This window comes from Actinomycetospora endophytica (assembly GCF_021026375.1).
GTDB lineage: Bacteria > Actinomycetota > Actinomycetes > Mycobacteriales > Pseudonocardiaceae > Actinomycetospora > Actinomycetospora endophytica.
The window spans coordinates 22,118-41,777 of the sequence record NZ_JAJNDB010000010.1 but is presented as its reverse complement, the minus strand read 5'-3'; the positions used below and the strand labels follow the sequence as shown (position 1 = coordinate 41,777).

Below are 19,660 nucleotides of genomic sequence, written 5' to 3'. Positions count from 1 at the left end.
TGGGGTATCAAGGCCCGATGTCGACGATCTACGACGTCCTGGACCACCTGCGTGGGTCCGCGGTCTCGGAGGCCGACAAGGGGGCCAGGTTTGAGCGCTTGATGCGGGCGTACCTGCGGACTGACCCAGTGTTCGCCGAGCAGTTCAGCGACGTGTGGCTGTGGAGTGACTACCCCGACAGGACGGGCCCCGACACCGGCATCGACCTGGTAGCCCGCCGCGCCGACGGTTCCGGCGACGTGGCAGTGCAATGCAAGTTCTTCGCGCCAGACACCTACGTCACGAAGCCGATGCTCGACTCTTTCCTCGCTGCGTCGGGCATGGCGAGCTACGTCGAGCGGATGATCATCTCGACGAGCGACAAGTGGGGGGCCAACGCGGAGAGCGCGATCCATGGTCAGTCGATCCCGGTGCGCCGCCTTGGCATGGACCAGCTCGCCGCATCTCGTGTTACGTGGCCCGACGTCTCCGTTGACATGGCCTTCGCCGACCATCTCGAGCTCGTCGAGCGCAAGCACCCGAGAAAGCACCAGCGCGTCGCGATCGACAAGACCACGGCCGGATTCGCCGAGCATGACCGCGGTAAGCTCGTGATGGCGTGCGGCACCGGCAAGACTTTCACTAGTTTGCGCTTGGCCGAGGAGTACGTGGGCGCGGGAAGTACGATTCTATTTCTCGTGCCAAGTATCAATCTTTTGTCGCAGACCGTCCGTGAGTGGACGGATAACGCCAGTCTCCCAATTCGACCACTCGCCGTCTGCTCAGACCCACGATCGACTTCTAGAAACAGTAACCTCCGCGGCGACTTCGACGATATTTCGGTCACCGATCTGGTCTTACCCGCTACTACGAACGTGGAACGGCTGCGAGCCCGTATTGAGACCGCGACCTCTGATACGGGTGCAATGACAGTCATCTTCGCGACGTATCAGTCGATCGACATCGTTGCGCAAAGCTGGAAGGGTCGAAGGCCACTTGATCTCGTGATCGCAGACGAGGCGCATCGAACCACCGGGATCACTCTCGCCGACGACAAGCGCGAGTCGAGTTTCGTCCGGGTCCATGATGACGAGTACCTGCCCGCCGCTAAACGGCTCTACATGACTGCGACGCCTCGGATTTACGATGACGCCACTAAGGCCAAGGCTGGCGAGGCGAACGCAGTGCTGGCCTCAATGGACGACGAATCACGCTATGGGCCGGAATTTCACCGCCTCGGGTTTGGCGAGGCCGTTGAAAAGGAGCTATTGACCGACTACAAAGTGCTTGTCCTGACAGTCGACGAGTCGTCGGTGGCACGAACTTTCCAGCAACAACTCTCTGATGACGGCAATGAGTTGAAGCTCGACGACGCTGCCAAAATTGTTGGTTGCTGGAACGGCCTGGCTAAGCGAGGGCGTGCAGAGCACTCCTTCGAGCCCGACGTCGCCCCGATGCGTCGCGCGATCGCCTTCGCTGGCCAGATTGCCGACTCGAAGCGCATCGAGAAGCTGTTCCAAGATGTCACCGACCACTACGTCGACGCCACCGATCAGCAGGCCGTGGACGGGTCCTCGCCCCTAAAGTGCGAGGTACGACACGTCGACGGCACAATGAACGCTCTTCAGCGCAACGGTAGTCTCGACTGGCTGCGCGGCGATCCGGCTTCCGGATCCTGCCGGATTCTTACCAATGCCCGCTGCCTTTCTGAGGGTGTCGACGTCCCAGCACTCGACGCGGTTATGTTCCTGTCGCCGCGCAAGTCTGTCGTGGACATCGTCCAGTCAGTCGGACGAGTGATGCGGCGCGACCCCGCGGGCAGTAAAGACTATGGATATATTATTCTCCCGATCGGTATCCCCTCAGGAATGATTCCCGAGGACGCGCTGCGGGATAACAAGCGCTACGCCGTCGTCTGGGAAGTTCTACAGGCACTGCGAGCTCACGACGAGCGGTTCGATGCCCTCGTCAATCGAATCCAGCTATCAAAGGCTCGTGACAGTAAAGTCAACGTCATTGGCGTTGGCGGCGAGGGTAGCGCGGGGGAGCAGGGGATACTGCCGCTTGCGTTCGGCGATCTCGACCAGTGGCGTAATGCGATCTACGCCAAAATCGTCCAGAAAGTCGGTTCGCGCGAGTATTGGACTGATTGGGCTAAAGACGTGGCTCAGATCGCTGAGCGTCAGATCACAAGGATCGAATCACTGCTGGCCGAAGAAACGACCAGTGTTCGTGCTGAGTTCGACACATTTCTGGACGGCCTGCGTGGGAATCTCAATGAGGGCATCAGGGAGCAGGACGCCGTAGAGATGCTCGCGCAACACCTGATAACCAGGCCCGTCTTTAACGCTCTCTTCGCAGGCGACGAGTTTCTCGACCACAACCCCGTGGCTCAAACCATGGAACGGATGCTCGCCGTTCTCGACCAGCACGATCTAGAGGCCGAGAACGAGGCGTTAGGCAAGTTTTACGACTCAGTTAGGCGCAAGGTCCGCGACGTAAAGGACCGCGAGGGCCGGCAAGAATTGGTTCGTCGACTCTACGATACATTTTTTGCGACCGCCTTCAGAAAAACGGCCGACAAGCTGGGCATTGTTTACACGCCGGTTGAGATAGTGGACTTCATCCTCCGTTCTGCTGATGACCTACTCCGGCAGGAGTTTGGCCAAAGCATTACTGATGAAGGCGTGCATATTCTCGATGGGTTCACTGGCACCGGCACATTTATTGTTCGTCTCCTGGAGCTTGGCCTCGTCCGTCCGCACGACCTGACTCGCAAGTATGTCGAAGAAATGCACGCTAACGAGATTCTACTTCTTGCGTACTATATCGCTGCAGTAAACATTGAGACGACCTACCGTGGAATGCTGCGTGAGTCGGGCGCGGAGGCGCCATCGAGAGAGGGCATCTCGACGGAAGAGGAGCCATACGAATCCTTCCCTGGACTGATCCTGACTGATACCTTTCAGTCTTGGGAGGATAGCGATCGGCCAGATCTCAGCGTGTTTCCCGAAAACAATGATCGGCTGGAGCGACTAAAGCAGCTGCCGATTACCGTTATTGTCGGAAATCCACCGTACTCGATCGGACAAGAGAGCGCCAACGACCGCAACCAGAATGAGAGGTACCCTAGCCTCGACGAGAATATTCGACAGAGCTATGCGGCTCGGAGTGAGTCAACATCACTAAGATCTCTATACGACTCCTATGTTCGAGCTATCAGATGGGCCACGCTCCGCATTCGGGAAAAGGGTATTGTCGCATACGTTACCAACGGCGGATTCTTAGACTCCAACACGGCGGATGGGATGCGAAAGACCCTCGCCGATGAGTTCACGTCAATATATATCGTGAATCTTCGAGGCAATCAGCGCACGGCCGGGGACGAGTCTCGACGGGAGGGCGGCAAGATCTTTGGCGGCGGAAGTCGCGCAACAGTTGCTATCACCCTACTCGTCAAAAATCCAGCACGGAAGTCGCCGGCGCAAATTCGATACCTAGATATTGGAGACTACCTCACACGTGAGGAAAAGCTTTCACGGTTGCGTGAGCTAGGAAGTGTTGCTGACGGTGTTCCTATGGGAGACATCAGCCCCAACGCGTACGGCGACTGGCTAAGTAAGCGCGGCGCCGACTTCGATGCTTTCCTGCCGCTAACCGCGAAGGACGGAACCGGCATCTTTAAAGTTTCAAGCCACGGCCTAACTACCAACCGAGACCCATGGGTATACAACTTCGGTAAGGAAGTTCTTGCAAGGAACGTTCGCACACTGGTGTCGAACTTCAACTCCGATATCGGCATCGATCAGCCGTCGGACGATCCGACGAGAGTCAGTTGGTCTCGTGCGCTGCGTTCTCGATGGCGGAGAGGGGATGTCCTGCGCTGGGACCCCTCGGCGTTACGCGGAGGGATGTACCGGCCTTTCTGTAAACAGAACGTATACTTCTCGCCTGGATTGAACGAAGTACAGGCGAAGATGAATCGTCTGTTCCCGAGTCCCGATCTGTCCACTGTCGGCTTCATCATTTCCGGCCCGTATCCGACCGTAAAATTCTCCGCTCTCGCCGCAGATGCCATGCCGGACCTGAATCTGTTTACTGCGAGTCAGTTCTATCCCCGATGGACGTACGAGTCGATGACCGAGGACGGAACCTTAGCCCTCAATTTTGGTGAAGAAGCGGCAGGCTATCGTCGGGTCGATAACATCTCGGACGCAGGTCTATCAAAATTCGTGCAGGCGTACGGAGATGAATTTGGAAAAGACGAGATATTCTCGTACGTCTACGGGGTTCTTCACTCGCCCGCCTATCGCGATTCTTATGCGGCTGATCTAAAAAAGACGATACCTCGGGTGCCTCTTGCCGTCGACCCGTGGCCTTTCGTTCGAGCGGGACGTGATCTCGCCGATCTTCATCTGAATTACGAGTCGGAAACTCCATATCCTCTTGACGGCCTCGACATCGAGCCGACGGGTGACCCGTACGATTTCTTTGGAGTCCAGAAGATGGCCTTTGTGAAAAAACGGGACCCGGAGTCAAAGAAGCTGGTTTCGGACCGGACGGCGATCATTTACAATTCTCGAATCAGGCTTTCGGGTATTCCGGAAGATGCATATCGATTCATGCTGGGTTCGCGCTCGGCGATTGAATGGATCATAGATCGCTATCAGGTGAGAACTGACAAGTCGTCTGGAATTGTGAATGACCCCAACGAATGGAGTCGGGAGAGCGGAGATCCGCGATACATAATTGACCTACTTGCTCGGGTTGTCGCTGTCTCTCTGCGGACGATGCAGATTGTCGACGCTCTTCCGTCGCTGTCTATTCGAGAGGACTTCAAATAGAACTCTCCGGCGGCAATGAAATTGGAGCTTCTTCCCTCGGTTGAGGTTCGCGTCAAGACCTCTGAGCGCGAATCGGTTCCGTTTCACCCTTCGTTAGGAGACTCACAGATGCCGCCGCTGAGGAAAGCGCTGTGCAGACCACCTGTCGACCGACTTGATTGAACGCGAGAGGGTCCCGGCCAAACACCGCAGGATCGGCCGCTGGCGGCGTGGCGGCCTCCGGGGTGGAGAGTCCCCCACTGGGAGGGCCGGCGCAGGGGAGAACGTCGTAAGGATCGCGGCGGTGGCTCTCCTGGCGCTCGGGGCCGGTCCTGCTGGTGGTGTGGCGTTACGAGCCCTGGCTGGGTGGCCGTGTCGGGCGCGCCCTGGTCCTCCTATTGCTCGGCGTCACCATCTGAGGCCCCGTCGCCCTGGGGTGGCCGACCGCGCCGACGAGGTGCGACCTGCCTCAGCTCGGCGAGCTTCCGGAGTCCGTCGATCCCGACTGGGCGCTGCGCTCGGCTAGAAGCGCCACCCGCGTCCGGCGTCGATGCTGGCCGCCGGGGGCGTGCGCGGTCGTCGTGTGGCCCTGGGCGACCATCTCCTCCCCGCGCGCGAAGTCCCGCTGGGCGGCGCGCAGCTCCTCGGCGTAGGTGGCGAGCGGCGCGACGACGCCGGTCGCGGCTTCGCCCATGCGCTGGACAGCGGCCGCGTCCTGCTGAGTGCGCGCGAGTGCGAGGGGCGCGGCCAGCCCGGTCCAGTTCGCGGTGGTCGTCGTGCCGTGGGCGGTCACCGACTGACCGACGGCCAGCACGGACCGCGCTGCCGTGGCGAGCTGCTGCGAGGCCGCTTCGATCGCGTCCGGGTTACCTGGCAGGGGCATCAGCGCGGCCTGTCGAACCCGGGCAGCATCACGCCGCCGAGCCCGGATGCGGCTCCTGTGTCATCCAGGACGTACTGATTGGCCGACGTGTCCAGCGCGCCGGCGCAGTCGGCGAGGCTCGCCAGAGTCGCCTGGACCACCCGGTCGAGCTGGTCGGCGAACTCAGTGGCGGCACCGGCGAGTGGACCGGCTCCTGCCGCGCCGCCGGCCTGCTCGAGTGCGGTCCCGACCTGATCCCCGGCCTGGTCGAGCGCGTCGGCGTCGTCGCGGAGTCCGGCCGCACCGCGATGGAGCTCTGCGGGGCGCGCGTCGAACCCGTCCGGCATGACGGCGAGCATGACAGAGATCCACTCCGCATCAGAGCCGTTTCATACAAAGACCCTCAGCCGACTGCGCGGCTGCGCATCGGAGCCAGGTGCGGGTCGCCGTCGAGGTCTCCGGGCTGCAACCCGATGCTGAGGACCCGCGTGGGATGCAACCGGATGATCGGGCTGCCGCCCATCTGGTCCGCCCCGTCGGCCGGCTTCACGATGGCCTCCGCCCACCCCCGGATCTCCAGGAAGCGCACCCGCCACGGGTCGGTCGAGTAGACGTCGTCCACGACGAACCCCGCCCGCCCGTTCGCCTCCACGTTCCGGAACTTGCGGCTCCGCGATATGTTGTAGCCGCCGATGTCGATCGTCCCCAGCTCCCGGTTCACGCCGAACCCGACCGGGTTGTTCTGCAGGGTGCCGTCGGGCTGGCTGGTGGCCAGCCGCCCGATCCGCTGGCCGTCCAGGTACTCGAGCTCTTCGTCAGTGAACATGATCAAAACCGTAGGACCTCAACAACGATCGAGGTCAACCACCGCGCGCGGCATCGTCACCACACGCGACCCACAGCGTTAGGCCGACCAGACGAACCCGAACCAGATCTGGCGGTGGACATGAGCGGCGCAGGCAAGGGCGACCTGGAACTCGTGATCGCGGTGGTCGGCTTCCTGATCACCGCCGCGCTCCTCGTGATCACCCTGGTGACGGCCAGGATCGGTCGCGGCGGCGCCGGTCGGTGGTTCACCGGGTGCGCCGCGGCGTTCGTCGCGACCGTCGGGCTGCTCTCCTTCGTCTGAGTCGACGAGGCGCCGCCGACTTCGTTTGACCTCAAGCGTGGTCGAGGTCCTAGCGTCCGGCTCAGTCGATGCGACAGAGGAGGACGACGATGACCGTCGAGCTCAACCACACCATCGTGCCGAGCCATGATCAGAAGGCCGCGGCGAAGGACCTGGCCGAGATGCTGGGTCTGGAGGCGAAGACGAACGGCCACTTCGACGTCGTGCAGGTCCCGAATGGCATCAGCCTGGACTTCATGGACGTCGACGAGGTCCCCAAGTTCCCGATGCACCTCGCGTTCCTCGTCTCCGAGGACACGTTCGACGAGGTGTTCGGCCGCATCCAGGATCGCGACCTGCCGTACTGGGCCGACCCGATGCGCACCAGGCCGAACCAGCTCAGCGCGTACAACGGCGGCCGGGGCCTCTACTGGGACAGCCCGGACGGCCACAACCTCGAGATCCTGACCCGCGCGTCCTGACCGATCACAGGTCGAAGGCGGAGAGCTCGCCCTCGACGACGCCGGCCGGCGGCGCTCGCCACACCAGCGCATCGTCCAACCTGTCGACGATGCCCTCGGCGAGCGTCGTCCAGTGCCGGGCCGGCACCGTCGTGCGCTCCTCGATCTGCACGCACGCCGCGGTCAGATCCCACTCCGGGTCGCGCAGCTGCGGCACGAAGACGCCCCGGGACGTGATCCACCGCGCGATGCGGCTGAACCGGCGGCGTTCGCTGCTCCCGAGGATCCCGGCGAGATCCGGCTCCCGGAGGACCGACGGGTACCGCGACGCCCACGACCAGCCCTGAACAGCGCCGGCGAACGCCGCGGCCAACGGCTCGCGTTCGGTCGTGGTCGCCGAGACCCCGACGACGAGGCACCCGACGGCGAGCCCCTCGCCGAGCTCGGTGTGCTGCTGCACCATGGTCAACGCGCCGGACACCGGGTCGAGAACCTCCTGAAAGCGACACCCGGACGACACGATGCCACGGCGAGCAACCCGCCGTCGGAAACTCCTCAGAACACCCGGATCGCGCACTCCGCCGGCGCGTCCAGCAGCCGCTCGATCTCGTCGTCGAGGCGCACCAGCGTCAGGGACATCCCCGCCATGTCCAGCGACGTGCAGTACTCGCCGACGTAGTTGCGGCCGATCGTGATGCCCTTGGCGGCCAGCCAGTCGTGGGCGACCGCGTAGAGGATGTAGAGCTCGCTGATCGGGGTGCCGCCGAGCCCGTTGACCATCAGCGCCACCCGGTCGCCGGACCGGAACGGCAGGTCCTCGGTGATCGCGGTCAGGGCCTCGTCGACGATCCGGTCGGCGTCCTTGATCTTGTCCCGACGGCGGCCCGGCTCACCGTGGATCCCGACGCCCACCTCGATCTCGTCGTCCCCGAGCTCGAACAACGGCGAGCCCTTGGCCGGCGGGGTGCAGGCGGTCAGCGCGATGCCCATCGAGCGGGTCACCGAGTTGACCTTCTCGCCGATGCGGGCGACCTCGTCGAGATCGGCGCCGTTCTCCGCTGCCGCCCCGCACGCCTTCATGACGAAGAAGTTCCCGGCGACCCCGCGGCGGCCGGTGGTGTAGGTCGAGTCCTGCACCGCCACGTCGTCGTCGATGAGCAGCGTCCGCGCCCGGATGCCCTCGCCGTCGGCGAGCTCCTGGGCCATCTCGAAGGCCATCTTGTCGCCGGTGTAGTTGTTGATCAGCAGCAGGACGCCCTTGGCCGAGCGCAGCAGCTTCGCCGACTCGAACGGGAACTCCGACGGGGGAGCGGCGAACACCTCGCCGGGGCAGGCGCCGTCGAGCATGCCCTTGCCGACCGCCATGACGTGCGCCGGCTCGTGACCCGACCCGGAGCCCTGGATGATCGTCACCTTGTCGTCGCTGGGCGCGTCGGTGCGGTGGATGAGGTTGTACTCCGGGACGAACGCGAGCGTGTCCGGGTTGGCGAGCGCGACCCCGCGCAGGGTGTCGTGGACGTAGGTCTTCGGGTCGTTGATGAACTTCTTCATGTCCGCTCCTCAGCGCTGGGTCCAGCGGGTGGTCAGGTCCTCGGCGATGACGGCGACCGCCACCGCTCCCGGGTCGGGCGAGCCCTTGCTCCGCTCGCCCGTGTAGCTCGCGCGGCCGCGCCGGGCCTGCAGCGCGGCGGTGTCCTCGGCGGCCTTCCGTGCGGCCGCGGCGAAGGTCCGGGCGCCCTCGGGGCCGGTCGCGCCGCTCTGGATCGCCTCGTCGAGCGCGTCGGTCGCGGGCACGATCGCGTCGATCAGCGTCTTGTCGCCCATCTCGGCGCCGCCGCGCTGCTGGATGCCCTCGACGGCGGCCCGGAGCATCCCGACGACGACGGTCCCGTCCAGCTCGCGTCCCTCGGCCGCCTTCGCCGCGCGCAGGAACGCGGTCCCCCAGATCGGGCCGGACGTCCCGCCGATCTTGCTGGACAGCGTCATCGCGACCTTCCTGATGAAGGTCGACGAATCGGCGCGGTCGTAGGAGTCCCAGTCGGCCAGCACCTTCTCGAAACCGCGCGCCAGCGAATAGCCGAAATCGCCGTCGCCCGCGACCGCATCGAGATCGCCGAAGTACTTCTCGTTCTCGACGACCGTCTGCGCGATCGACCCGACGACGAATTCCGTGTCCTCGACGCTCATGACGGTGCTCCGATCGAGAGGATGCGCTGCACCGCGGCGAGATCCACCGCGGGGCCGGGCGAGATGCCGTGGGGGTCGTCGACGACCCGCGCCGCCTCGCCGTCGGGATCGCCGAGGCTGGTGACGACGAGGGCCGCGCCGGTGAAGTCGTCGTCGCGGCTGGTGCCGCTGACGGTGACGACGGTGCGGATGCCGGCGGCGAGCGCGGCGGCCAGTCCGTTGCCGGAGTCCTCGACGACGACGGCGTCGGACGGCTCCCGTCCGAGCTCGGACAGGGCGAGCCGGTAGATGGCCGGGTCGGGCTTCTTGCGGGGGACGACGTCGCCGGCGAACACCGCGAACGACGACGCCAGGTCGGTGCCGACCGCGTGCTGCAGCACCGCGAGGACCGACGCCTCGGCCGACGTGGACGCGACGGCGAGCGTCCACCCGCCGTCGTGAGCTTCTTTGACGAGCCGCCGGATGCCGGGCCGGGCCGGGATCTTGCCGCCGCGCACGAGCTCGCCGTAGATCTCGGACTTGCGCTGGTGCCAGCGCGCGACCTCGGCGTCGATCGCCTGGTCCGTGTTCGCGATGCCGAGCGCCGTGCAGACCTCGGGCGTGACCGCGGCTCGCATCCGCTCCTTGCCGCCGCCGATCTTCACGAGCTCGATGTACTGCTCGGGCGACCACACGATGGGCGCGCCGAACTCGAGGAACGTCTGGTTGAACGCGGGAAGGTGGCCCTCGAGCTCGGTGTCGCCGAGGACGCCGTCGCAGTCGAGGATCAGGGCCGGCACGTCACGCCTGCCCGGCGCTGCCGAACTCGCGGCACAGCCCCGTCGTCATCTCGACGACGTGGCCGCGGACGTCGCGGAAGAGCGACGGCGGGTCCCACTTGTTCTTCTCCTCGGCGCCGCGCAGGAACTCCAGGCTCGACTTCATGTAGAGCTCCTTGAGCGCCGTCGAGATGTTGACCTTGGCGCAGCCGCGGGCGATGAGGTCCTGGAACACCGCCTCGGAGAGCCCGGAGCCACCGTGCAGCGCGATCGGGACGGGGTGGCGCGCGACGATGTCGCTGACGCGCTGGGTGTCGAGCTCGGGGGCTGCCGTGTAGGAGCCGTGGGCGTTGCCGATCGCCGGCGCGAAGACGTCGACACCCGTCTCCTCGAGGAAGCGCACCTGGACGTCGAGGGTCTGGCGCTCGGAGGGGGTGTCGGACCCGACGCCGTCCTCGACCCCCGTGATCGACTCGATCTCGCCCTCGACGTGCGCGCCGTGCTCGCGGGCCTCCTTCACGACCTCCGTCGTCTGGCGCTGGTTCTCCTCGACCGAGAGCGCGGAGGCGTCGAAGAGCACCGAGTTCCACCCGGCGTCGAGGCACTCGGAGAGCACCGCGCGGTCGGGGCAGTGATCCAGGTGCAGCGTCACCGGCACCTCGATGCCCGCCGTCATCGCGGTCCACTGCGCCATCAGCACACGGGAACCGATGCTGCGGACGGTCTTCACCGAGGTCTGCACGATCAGCGGCGACCGCGCCTCGACCGCGCCCGCGAGGACGGCCTCCATCGTGAGGTCGTCGAAGACGTTGATCGCCGGAACGCCGTAGCGGGCCGCGAACGCTCGATCGACGATGTCCTTCAGGGGCGTGACTGCCATCGGACTCCCTCACGGGTCGACCGCAAACGCCCCGGCGGAGAGGGCGCTCGCTCCGCTTCTGCGGTCGAATATGCGCCCCTCCGGCCGCTGTTGCATCTATCGGGATTGTTCACGTGGCCAGGGTTGAGACGCCTGCGTCGGCGGCTGCGGCCAGGTGGTGGAATGCCTGGTCGGAGCGGGTGCTCCGTCCGGCGGGATCGGGGTTCCTGACGGCGAGCTGACGACCTCGGGTCTAGGTCGGAACAGTCCAACGGTGGAGGAGGGCGCGGGTGTCGGTGAGGTCGGACGCGGAACTCCGGGAGGTCTCGGCGTTCGCCGACGACGCGCTGGGTGACGACGACGCCGTCGGGCTCGCCGCCCGGCTCCGCCGGCACGAGGTGTCCGTGGACGAAGTGCGCCGCGCCGCTGCGGGACGGATCGCCCGGGTCGACCCGACGCTGCGCGGGCTCGCCCTCGACCGGTGCGACGAGCCCGTGTCCGGCTCGGTGTCCGGAGCGCTCGCCGGGGTGCCGATGCTGGTCAAGGAGAACACCGACGTCGCCGGGTGGCCGACCACCAACGGCAGTTCTGCGTACACGGCCGAGCCCGCCCCGGCGCACTCCGAGGTGACGTGCCAGCTGCTCGGCCTCGGCGTCCAGATCCTCGGCAGCACCCGCATGCCCGAGTTCGGTCTCAACGCCACGACCGAGTTCGTCGACGCCGCGCCCACCCGCAACCCCTGGAACACCGACTACTCGTGCGGTGCCTCGTCGGGTGGGTCGGCGGCGCTCGTCGCTTCCGGGGCGGTCCCGTTCGCGCACGCCAACGACGGCGGCGGGTCGATCCGCATCCCGGCCGCCGCGTGCGGGCTCGTCGGGCTCAAGCCGACGCGGGGGAGGACCGCGCTCAACGCCCAGGGCACGCAGATGCCGATCAACCTGGTCAGCGACGGCGTCGTCACCCGCACCGTCCGGGACACCGCGGCCGTCCTCGGCGTGCTCGACAGACAACGACGCAACCCGACCCAGCCGCCCATCGGCTTCGTCGACGGACCGGCCCACCGCCGGCTGCGGATCGGCCTCGTCCTCGAGAGCCCGGCCGGCGGCGAGGTCGACGACGAGACGCGCGCCGCCGTCGTCGCGACCGCCCGGGCACTCGAGGCCGCCGGGCACGTCGTCGAGCCGCACACCCTCGCCGTCGGGAAGCAGTTCGTGGACGACTTCCTCGTCTACTGGGGCCTGCTCGCGTTCGGGATCGTGGTCGGCGGGCGGTTCGGGTTCCCGCAGTTCGACCCGCGCCGCCTCGACCCGCTGACCCACGGGCTGCACCGCCACTTCCTGAGGACGGCGCCGCGCCGGCCGGGGTTCCTGCGGCGGTTGCGGAAGATCGAGGCGCAGTACGACGACGAGTTCGTCCACCACGACGTCCTGCTCTCGCCGACGTTGGCGCACCGCACCCCGGAGCTCGGCCGGCTGCACCCCGCGGTGCCGTTCGACGAGCTCCGGGAGCGGTTGATCGACTACGTCGGGTTCACGCCGCTGCAGAACGTCGCGGGTGCGCCGGCGGTGTCGCTGCCAGGGGGTCGGTCCACCGACGGCCTTCCGGTCGGCGTCCAGCTCGCCGCCGCGAAGGGCGACGAGCGGACGCTGATCGAGCTCGCCTACCTGCTCGAGGCCGAGCGTCCCTGGCCGCTGCTCGGCCGCCGGCGATAGGGGTCGACCTCCATGATCGGGTGGCGGGCAGACCCGGAGCCGGGAGATCATCGTGCCGTCGTTCCGTGGGCGAGGAGGAAACGTGGCTGGACAGTGGCGTCCGGGTGAGTCGATGCCCGACCGGTACCTGCTGGCGCTGGAGGCGGGCACGGTGACCGTCGAGGAGACGGCGTCCGCGCTGGCCGCCTACGAGTGGCCCGACTCCACCCCCGCGATCCCGACCGGCGCCAGCACCGCCGACCCGTACCCGCCGGGCGGCTGGGTCAAGACGGTGGAAGCGGCGTACGCCGACGGTCGGGTCACCGCCGAGCAGTACGAGGTCATCTGGCTCGCGGCCAGCGGCCGGGGCTGAGGCCTCGTCATCGACGGCGGCCGGCGGACAGCGGATGACCGCCGCCGCCGTCGTCAGGCGGCCAGGTGGAACGTCGTCGCGAACCGGTCGAGCAGATCGCCCGGACCGCGCAGCACTTCGACGACCCCGGTCTCGATCGCGCGCCCCGGGGCCAGCTCGCCGGAGATGACCCGGTGGATGCCAGGCCCCGCCGCGAAGGCGAGGTCGGCCGGTCCGTCCCCGCGCCGGACGTCGAGGGCGGAGCCGTCGACCCGGATGCTGAGCTCGGCCGCTCCGAGGTGCGCCGCGTAGGCGGTGGCGGGCAGGCTCGCCGCCACCTGCGGGCGGAACGCGGTGCGCAGGGACATCGTCATCGAGTCGGGCGTGATGATCTGCTCCGCCCGCGGATCGCCCAGCGCCTTGAACCCCCAGGCGCCGAGCGCGAGCACCACCGGCTCGAGCTCGCGCCCGAACGGGGTCAGCTCGTAGATGATGATCCGTGAGCGGGGCGCCCGGCGGATGACGCCCGCCGCCTGCAGTTCCTTGAGCCGCGACGCCAGGATGTTGCTCGGGATGCGGGGGAGCCCCGCGGCGAGCTCCCCGTTGCGGCGCGGCCCGACGAGCAGGTCGCGGACGATGAGCATCGCCCACCGCTCGCCCACGAGCTCCAGGGCCCGGGTGACGCCGTCGTACTGCCCGTACTCGCGTGGGGCCACGGAGACTCTGCCCGAGCCCTCAGGCCTGCTGGCTCGCGAACGCCTCGGGGCCCTGCTCGGCCGCGACCGGGTCCATCCAGCCGAAGTCGATGACGTTGCCGTCGGGGTCGGTGAGCTGGCGCTGGTACATGAAGCCGTAGTCCGAGGGCGGGCCCGGCTCGCTGCCGCCCGCGGCGAGGCCGGCGGCGACGGTCGCGTCGACCTCGTCCCGGCTCTCGAGGAAGACCGCGGTCGCCGAGGACGGGCTCACCTTGGGGTCGCCGATCGGCAGGTCGGTGAAGGTCTGGAAGAACTCCCGCGTGAGGATCATGAAGAAGTTGTGGTCCTCCTCGACGACGACGCACGCGGCGTTGTGGTCGGTGAAGAGCGGGTTGATGCGGAACCCGACCGCCTCGTAGAAGGCCTTCGCCCGGTCCAGGTCGGTCACGGGCAGGTTGACGAACATCCGCTTCATGGGTTGCTGCCTCTCACGCGCTCTGAGTGTGTGGCGCTGAGACTTGCAAAAAACAAGTACCCGGTCAAGGGGTCGCGACGTCAGCTCCCGATCGGCTCGATCGGCTGTGGCTTGAGCACGGGCGGCGGCGAGACCCGGGTGATCGTCGGCGGGTGATACGTGTGGCCTCCGCCCGAGCCACTCGGCGAGCCACTGCCTGGGATCTTCGGGGCGGTCACGGTGGGCGGTGAGACGTGCACGTTCGGGATCGACCCGGAGCCACTGCTCGACGACAGGTCCCCGAAGTCGGGGAGCGACGGAGACGGGACGTCCGGCACCGTCAGGGTCGGGGCGGCCACGTAGTCGTGGTCTGGGCAGAGGTTCGCGTCGGCGACCTCGAGGAAGTGCGAGCCCTCGGCCGTCGACATGAGGTTCGGGTTGGAACCGAGCACGCGGGACAGGGCGCCGGCGGTGATCCCGGGAACCCCGATGAGGTTGCACGCGCTCACTCCGAGCCGCGTCCACGTGTAGTCCGACCGGCGGGCCGCCACGCCGGGAGCGACCTCGTGCCAGCGCGTGAGGAACTGCTCCGCGGGGGTCGGGCTCGCCGTCGGGACCACCGGGGCCTGCTCGGCGACCGGTGTCGGTGCGGGCGACGAGTTGTGCGCGAACGCGAAGGCGACACCGGCTGCGATGGCGAGCAGGAGTACCGCCGTCACCCCGATCACGAGAACCGTGCGTCCGACGGATCGGGAAGAACCGGTCGGCGAGGTGTCGTCGTCGACGCCCTCGACCGGATCGATGGTGGTGGTCACGAGTTATCCCCCCAGCTGTGAGTCAGCTGTGGGGTCGTACGACTGGATCTGTCCGTTACGTGCCAGGTTGAAGTACTTCGTGCGGTGACGAGCTCGGTACGGGGAGTGGAACAACGTCGACCACGTCGCTGCTGGTGGGAGTCGGCGCTCCGTGCCCGGTGCGGGCTCGCCGAGATCCGCTGTGACGTCTCCGTGATTGATGTGAGATTCTCTCGTGACGAGGGGTGGGGGATCCCTCGATCTCAGGGGGGAACACGTGATTCGCGTATCGCGATTCGGACCAGTGATCGTTGCCGCCGCCGCGAGCGCTCTGCTCGTGGCCGGGCCGGCCCATGCGGCGCCGACCGCCTTCGTCGCACAGAGTTGTCCAGCGACGCCGACCAGCGGCACCGACGCCACGAGCACGCCGGCGTCATGCGAACCGGCGCCGTCGCCGGAGCCGACGACAAGCAGCGACCCCACCGGCAGCACGACGCCGACCACGACGACCTCGTCGGCACCGAGCCAGGGCGGGAGTCCGGGGGCCGGAGGAGGTACGTCCTCAGGAGGGAGCTCCTCGGGTCCGAAACCGCCGAACCGTCCCGGTCGTCCCGCCGGCGACCGCGACTGCGCCGACTTCGCGACCCAGAAGGAAGCGCAGCAGTACTTCACGTCGATCGGCGGGTCGAGCACGAACAACGCCGATCGTCTGGACGAGAACCACAACGGAATCGCCTGTGAATCGCTCGCCGACGACGGCGACGACCAGGACGCTTCCGCCACTTCCACCGGCGACGACGGCTCCGACGCGACGACGTCCGGCAACCAGGTCACCGAGGTGCCCGAGGGCTCGGCCCAGACCGGGGGAATCTGATGACCCGCCACGCCACGGCCCGGACGACGGTCGCCGTCCTCCTCGGCGCGCTCCTCACGCTCCTGGTGACGGCATGCGGTTCCGACACCGGCGCAGCCCAGGACTCCCTCGCCGCCAGCCAGCAGAGCACCGCCGGTGCCGTCCCCGGCTACACGCTGACGATCCCGCGACTGAACGTGTCGTCCCAGCTCATCGGACTCGGGCTCAACCCGGACAAGTCGATCCAGGTCCCGCCGCTCGCCGACCCGATGCAGGCCGGTGTCTACACCAAGGGACCGATGCCGGGGCAGGCCGGACCTGCCGTCGTGCTCGCTCACATCAACGCCGGAGGCAAGCCCGGCTTCGGGGCGAATTTCCACACCCTCGCCGCCGGCGACAAGATCAACGTGGCGACTCCCAGCGGCCCGGTGAGCTTCGCCGTGACCCGGACCGAGACCGTCCCGAAGGCCGAGTTCCCGACGTCGGCGGTCTACTCGGACACCCGCGGCCCGGAGCTGCGACTCATCACCTGCGGCGGCACCCTCGACCGCAGCGCGCACAACTACCTCGGCCAGACCATCGTGTTCGCGACGAAGGTCTGATCAGCCCGGCCTCGGCGGCCTCGACACCGCTCCCTGGCTGCTTAGCCCAGGGCGGGGATCACCCCGGCGCCCTGGAGCCAGCTCAGCCAGTCGCCGAAATGCCAGATCTCGGCCGGGCGGCCGTCGCGCCAATGGACCATGTGGGTGCCGGTCGCCGTGGTGGGCTTCCCCGTCGGATCACCCGGCAGTAGGCCTCCGGCGCCGGTGAATGTCCCGGTGCAGATCCAGCGGTGCGCGCTGCGTTCGCCCTCAACGATGTCCTCCTCGAAGGTGACGGAGAAATCGGGGAACGACTGGTGGAATCCGGCCATGAACTGTTTCAGACTGGCGCGATCCATGTCCGGGAAACCGGCGAGGTGGTAGCGCACGGTCCGCCGGGAGGATGGCGTCGACCTCATCGACCCGCCCCGTCTCCCACGGCTCCACGAGCTGCCTCACCAGCTTCGTCTGATCCGCCATCGTCTGCCTCCTCGGTTCCCAGTTTGGGTCACCGAGGGTGATGGCGGGTCATTGCCGATCACAACGCAAGCCACCCGAGCGGCCTAAGAGCGTCGACGAAACGTGTTCGTTCAGCGGCTCGCTGCACGGCGGTACTGCGCACCGGCGAGCGGCGCGAACACGGCCACGATCACCACCGACCAGATCAGCGTGTAGAGCTGCGGGTGCACGAGCGACCACGCGGTGGACACGTTCCCGGTCGGATTCGGCGCGGGGTTGCCGAACAGTTCGCGAGCGGCTTCCGTGACCGACGAGACCGGGTTCCACTCGGCGACCACCTGCAGCGGACCGGGCAGCGTGTCGATCGGGACGAAGGTGTTCGCGACGAACGTCAACGGGAAGATCACGATGAACGAGGCGTTGTTGATGACCTCGGGGCTCGGGATCAGCAGGCCGAGCCACGCCATCACCCACGAGATCGCATAGGCGAAGATCAGTAGCAGGACGAAGCCCCACAGCGCCTCGAGCGGGCCGGTGTTGATGCGCCAGCCGACGATCAGCCCGGTGATCGACATGACGATCAGGACGATCACGTTGTTCACGACGTCGGACAGCGTCCGCCCGGTCAGCACCGCCGACGGCGCCATCGGCAGCGAGCGGAAGCGGTCGATGATGCCCTTCTTGACGTCGTCGGCGAGGCCCGCGCCGGTGTTCGTCGCCCCGAAGACCACGGTCTGGGCGAAGATCCCGGCGATGAGGAACTCGCGGTAGGCCGCCCCGCCGCCGCTCGGGTCGATCGCGCCGCCGAACACGTACGCGAACAGCAGCACGAACATGATCGGCGAGAGCGTCGTGAAGACCAGCAGGTCGGGCACCCGCTTGATCTTGATGAGGTTGCGCTTGGCGACGACGGCGGCGTCGTTCACGACGTCGAGGGTGGTCATGACGCCACCTCGTCGGCCGGCTCGTCGTCGCCGGCGGTGCTGCCGGTGAGAGTGAGGAAGACGTCGTCGAGGGTCGGCCGGCGCACCCCGGCGTCGTCGACCTCCAGGCCGACGGCCTCGAGCCGGTCGAGCGCCTGGCGCAGCGCCTTCACGCCGCCGGTCACGGGCATCGTCAGGGACCGGCGATGCTCGTCGGTGACCGGTGGGGCGACGCCGAGCGGGGTGACGACGCCGACCGCCTCCTCGAGCCGGTCCTCGTCGGAGACGGTGAGCTCGAGGCGCTCGCCGCCGATCTGCGCCTTGAGCTCGTCGGACGTGCCGCGGGCGATGGCGCGGCCGTGGTCGATGACGACGATGTCGTCCGCGAGCACGTCGGCCTCCTCGAGGTACTGGGTGGTCAGCAGGAGCGTGGTGCCGTCGGCGACGAGCTGCTGGATGACGCCCCACATCTCGGTGCGGCTGCGCGGGTCGAGGCCGGTGGTCGGCTCGTCGAGGAAGAGCACCGGGGGATGGGCGACGAGCGCGCCGGCGAGGTCGAGGCGCCGTCGCATGCCGCCGGAGTAGGTGCGGGCCGGTCGGTCGCCGGCGTCGGTGAGGCTGAACTGGGCGAGCAGCTCCCGGGCCCGCTCCCGGCTGCGCGAGCGGCCCAGGTGGTAGAGCCGGCCGATCATGTCGAGGTTCTCGAAGCCGGTGAGGTACTCGTCGACCGCGGCGTACTGGCCGGAGAGCCCGAGGCGTCGGCGCACCTCTCTCGGGTTCGCCAGGACGTCGACGCCGTCGATCGTGGCCCGCCCGGCGTCGGGTTGGAGAAGGGTGGTCAGGATGCGGACGATCGTCGTCTTGCCCGCGCCGTTCGGCCCCAGCAGCCCGAGGACGGTGCCGCGGGGAACCTGCAGGTCGACGCCGTCGAGCGCGGTGACGTCCCCATACCTCTTGACCAGCCCGGCGACCTCGATCGCCACGTCCATGGATGCTCCCCGCACCTCGGTGGTCCGACGGGCGCGACAGTAGCGACGGGGTCCGACAACGTCGCGTGAGATTCGTCCGGTTCGGGGTCTGGGGCGGGATTCGGGCTGCCTAGCGACTGAACGGGGGAGTGCGGTCGGGCCTCGGGTCCGGGTGCGCGGTGCTCCCGCGGCGGCCCGAAGGTGTCACGCTCGTCGGCATGGACCGTCCGGCGTGTGATCTGCCCGGCCCGGAGACCGCGCTTCCCGAGGGTGTCCCACCGCTCGCGGGCGAAGATCACCACTGCGCGACCTGCCCGATGGACTTCCCGACGACGGGTCTCGACGACGTCCGCGCGATCGTCACCTCGGTGCCGGGTCGGGCGCGTGAGCTGCTGGCCGCCCACCCCGAGGACGCGTGGCGCGCCCCGGGCGCCGACGGGAGCTGGTCGGCCGCCGAGTACCTCTGCCACGTCCGCGACGTCTACGCGGTCTTCACCATCCGGCTCCACCGCGCCCGCACCGAGGACGACCCGCCCCTCGAGCCGATGCTCAACGACCTCCGCGCCCGCCGGTTCGGCTACGCCCACGCGGAGCTGCGGCCCGTCGTCGATCAGCTCGAGGCCCACGTCGGAGGCTTCCTCGCCGAGCTCGACCGACTCGACGAACCCGCCCGGGACCGACCCGTCCACCGGTACCCCGGCGAGCGGCGCAGTGCGTTGTGGCTCGCCCGCCAGGCCGCGCACGAGGGCCGGCACCACCTGCACGACATCGTTTCCTGCCTCGATGCTTGAGTAGGGGAGAAGGTCCTTCTCGGGGTTTCCGAGTACTTCGCTACTCATGTGCGGCTTCTCCG

22 protein-coding genes are annotated in these 19,660 nt (G+C 67.4%); 8 read left to right on the top strand and 14 right to left on the bottom strand.

What is annotated here, in order from left to right; translation table 11 throughout:
• The first annotated feature begins 17 nt into the window (after window positions 1–17).
• Window positions 18–4,823, top strand: a complete 4,806-nt coding sequence (locus LQ327_RS31430) for a DEAD/DEAH box helicase (protein ID WP_230740317.1) — start codon at window positions 18–20, stop codon at window positions 4,821–4,823.
• A gap of 448 nt (window positions 4,824–5,271) precedes the next feature.
• Here LQ327_RS31430 and LQ327_RS31425 read toward each other — a convergent pair whose 3' ends face one another.
• From LQ327_RS31425 to LQ327_RS31415, 3 genes are read right to left on the bottom strand one after another with little or no spacing between them, the layout of a single operon-like run.
• On the bottom strand, window positions 5,272–5,685 hold the full coding sequence (locus tag LQ327_RS31425) for a hypothetical protein (protein WP_230740315.1): 414 nt from the start codon (window positions 5,683–5,685) through the stop codon (window positions 5,272–5,274).
• On the bottom strand, window positions 5,685–6,011 hold the full coding sequence (locus LQ327_RS31420) for a hypothetical protein (protein WP_230740313.1): 327 nt from the start codon (window positions 6,009–6,011) through the stop codon (window positions 5,685–5,687). The genes LQ327_RS31425 and LQ327_RS31420 overlap by 1 nt, the downstream gene beginning before the upstream one ends.
• A 56-nt stretch (window positions 6,012–6,067) precedes the next feature.
• Entirely contained in the window at window positions 6,068–6,490 is a 423-nt protein-coding gene (locus tag LQ327_RS31415) for a PPOX class F420-dependent oxidoreductase (RefSeq protein WP_230740311.1), read from the bottom strand.
• Window positions 6,491–6,610: 120 nt separating this feature from the next.
• Between LQ327_RS31415 and LQ327_RS31410 the strand changes: the two genes are divergently transcribed.
• Both LQ327_RS31410 and LQ327_RS31405 read left to right on the top strand, forming a co-directional pair.
• On the top strand, window positions 6,611–6,793 hold the full coding sequence (locus tag LQ327_RS31410) for a hypothetical protein (protein ID WP_230740309.1): 183 nt from the start codon (window positions 6,611–6,613) through the stop codon (window positions 6,791–6,793).
• An 89-nt stretch (window positions 6,794–6,882) separates the two neighbouring features.
• Window positions 6,883–7,254, top strand: a complete 372-nt coding sequence (locus LQ327_RS31405) for a VOC family protein (RefSeq protein ID WP_230740307.1) — start codon at window positions 6,883–6,885, stop codon at window positions 7,252–7,254.
• 4 nt (window positions 7,255–7,258) lie between these two features.
• Here the strand turns inward: LQ327_RS31405 and LQ327_RS31400 are convergent, their stop codons facing one another.
• The 5 genes from LQ327_RS31400 to LQ327_RS31380 form a co-directional block, all read right to left on the bottom strand.
• Window positions 7,259–7,714: a hypothetical protein gene (locus LQ327_RS31400; RefSeq protein ID WP_230740305.1), complete on the bottom strand. Its 456-nt coding sequence runs from the start codon at window positions 7,712–7,714 to the stop codon at window positions 7,259–7,261.
• 74 nt (window positions 7,715–7,788) lie between these two features.
• Complete coding sequence (dhaK, locus tag LQ327_RS31395; RefSeq protein ID WP_230740303.1) at window positions 7,789–8,784, bottom strand: dihydroxyacetone kinase subunit DhaK; 996 nt, start codon at window positions 8,782–8,784, stop codon at window positions 7,789–7,791.
• A gap of 9 nt (window positions 8,785–8,793) precedes the next feature.
• A complete protein-coding gene (dhaL, locus tag LQ327_RS31390; RefSeq protein ID WP_230740301.1) occupies window positions 8,794–9,420 on the bottom strand; it encodes a dihydroxyacetone kinase subunit DhaL in 627 nt (208 codons plus the stop codon).
• Window positions 9,417–10,199 (bottom strand): HAD-IA family hydrolase, encoded by a 783-nt coding sequence (locus LQ327_RS31385; protein WP_230740299.1) that lies wholly within the window; start codon window positions 10,197–10,199, stop codon window positions 9,417–9,419. Before LQ327_RS31385 ends, dhaL begins: the two co-directional genes overlap by 4 nt.
• Window position 10,200: 1 nt before the next feature.
• A complete protein-coding gene (locus LQ327_RS31380) occupies window positions 10,201–11,058 on the bottom strand; it encodes a class II fructose-bisphosphate aldolase (protein ID WP_230740296.1) in 858 nt (285 codons plus the stop codon).
• A gap of 269 nt (window positions 11,059–11,327) precedes the next feature.
• Here LQ327_RS31380 and LQ327_RS31375 point away from each other — a divergent pair, with 269 nt between their 5' ends.
• Window positions 11,328–12,749: an amidase gene (locus LQ327_RS31375; protein WP_230740294.1), complete on the top strand. Its 1,422-nt coding sequence runs from the start codon at window positions 11,328–11,330 to the stop codon at window positions 12,747–12,749.
• Window positions 12,750–12,831: 82 nt separating this feature from the next.
• Window positions 12,832–13,101 (top strand): hypothetical protein, encoded by a 270-nt coding sequence (locus tag LQ327_RS31370; protein WP_230740292.1) that lies wholly within the window; start codon window positions 12,832–12,834, stop codon window positions 13,099–13,101.
• Window positions 13,102–13,154: 53 nt separating this feature from the next.
• Here the strand turns inward: LQ327_RS31370 and LQ327_RS31365 are convergent, their stop codons facing one another.
• The 3 genes from LQ327_RS31365 to LQ327_RS31355 all read right to left on the bottom strand — a co-directional run bounded on the left by LQ327_RS31365 (window position 13,155) and on the right by LQ327_RS31355 (window position 15,044).
• Complete coding sequence (locus LQ327_RS31365; RefSeq protein ID WP_230740290.1) at window positions 13,155–13,796, bottom strand: winged helix-turn-helix transcriptional regulator; 642 nt, start codon at window positions 13,794–13,796, stop codon at window positions 13,155–13,157.
• A gap of 19 nt (window positions 13,797–13,815) precedes the next feature.
• Window positions 13,816–14,250 (bottom strand): VOC family protein, encoded by a 435-nt coding sequence (locus tag LQ327_RS31360; protein ID WP_230740288.1) that lies wholly within the window; start codon window positions 14,248–14,250, stop codon window positions 13,816–13,818.
• Window positions 14,251–14,330: 80 nt separating this feature from the next.
• The gene (locus LQ327_RS31355) at window positions 14,331–15,044 is read right to left on the bottom strand and encodes a flagellar basal body-associated FliL family protein (protein WP_230740286.1); all 714 of its coding nucleotides are present in this window, start codon (window positions 15,042–15,044) and stop codon (window positions 14,331–14,333) included.
• A gap of 283 nt (window positions 15,045–15,327) precedes the next feature.
• Here LQ327_RS31355 and LQ327_RS31350 point away from each other — a divergent pair, with 283 nt between their 5' ends.
• Window positions 15,328–15,897 (top strand): excalibur calcium-binding domain-containing protein, encoded by a 570-nt coding sequence (locus LQ327_RS31350; protein WP_230740284.1) that lies wholly within the window; start codon window positions 15,328–15,330, stop codon window positions 15,895–15,897.
• Complete coding sequence (locus LQ327_RS31345) at window positions 15,897–16,478, top strand: sortase domain-containing protein (protein WP_230740281.1); 582 nt, start codon at window positions 15,897–15,899, stop codon at window positions 16,476–16,478. The genes LQ327_RS31350 and LQ327_RS31345 overlap by 1 nt, the downstream gene beginning before the upstream one ends.
• Window positions 16,479–16,519: 41 nt before the next feature.
• Here the strand turns inward: LQ327_RS31345 and LQ327_RS31340 are convergent, their stop codons facing one another.
• The 3 genes from LQ327_RS31340 to LQ327_RS31330 form a co-directional block, all read right to left on the bottom strand.
• Complete coding sequence (locus tag LQ327_RS31340; RefSeq protein WP_230740279.1) at window positions 16,520–16,846, bottom strand: ester cyclase; 327 nt, start codon at window positions 16,844–16,846, stop codon at window positions 16,520–16,522.
• Window positions 16,847–17,047: 201 nt separating this feature from the next.
• The gene (locus LQ327_RS31335) at window positions 17,048–17,860 is read right to left on the bottom strand and encodes an ABC transporter permease (RefSeq protein WP_230740277.1); all 813 of its coding nucleotides are present in this window, start codon (window positions 17,858–17,860) and stop codon (window positions 17,048–17,050) included.
• Window positions 17,857–18,828, bottom strand: a complete 972-nt coding sequence (locus LQ327_RS31330; RefSeq protein WP_230740275.1) for an ATP-binding cassette domain-containing protein — start codon at window positions 18,826–18,828, stop codon at window positions 17,857–17,859. The genes LQ327_RS31335 and LQ327_RS31330 overlap by 4 nt, the downstream gene beginning before the upstream one ends.
• A 197-nt stretch (window positions 18,829–19,025) precedes the next feature.
• Here LQ327_RS31330 and LQ327_RS31325 point away from each other — a divergent pair, with 197 nt between their 5' ends.
• Window positions 19,026–19,598 carry a DinB family protein gene (locus LQ327_RS31325; RefSeq protein WP_230740273.1) on the top strand — a complete coding sequence of 191 codons (573 nt, stop codon included), beginning with the start codon at window positions 19,026–19,028 and terminating at the stop codon, window positions 19,596–19,598.
• Window positions 19,599–19,660: the final 62 nt, after the last annotated feature.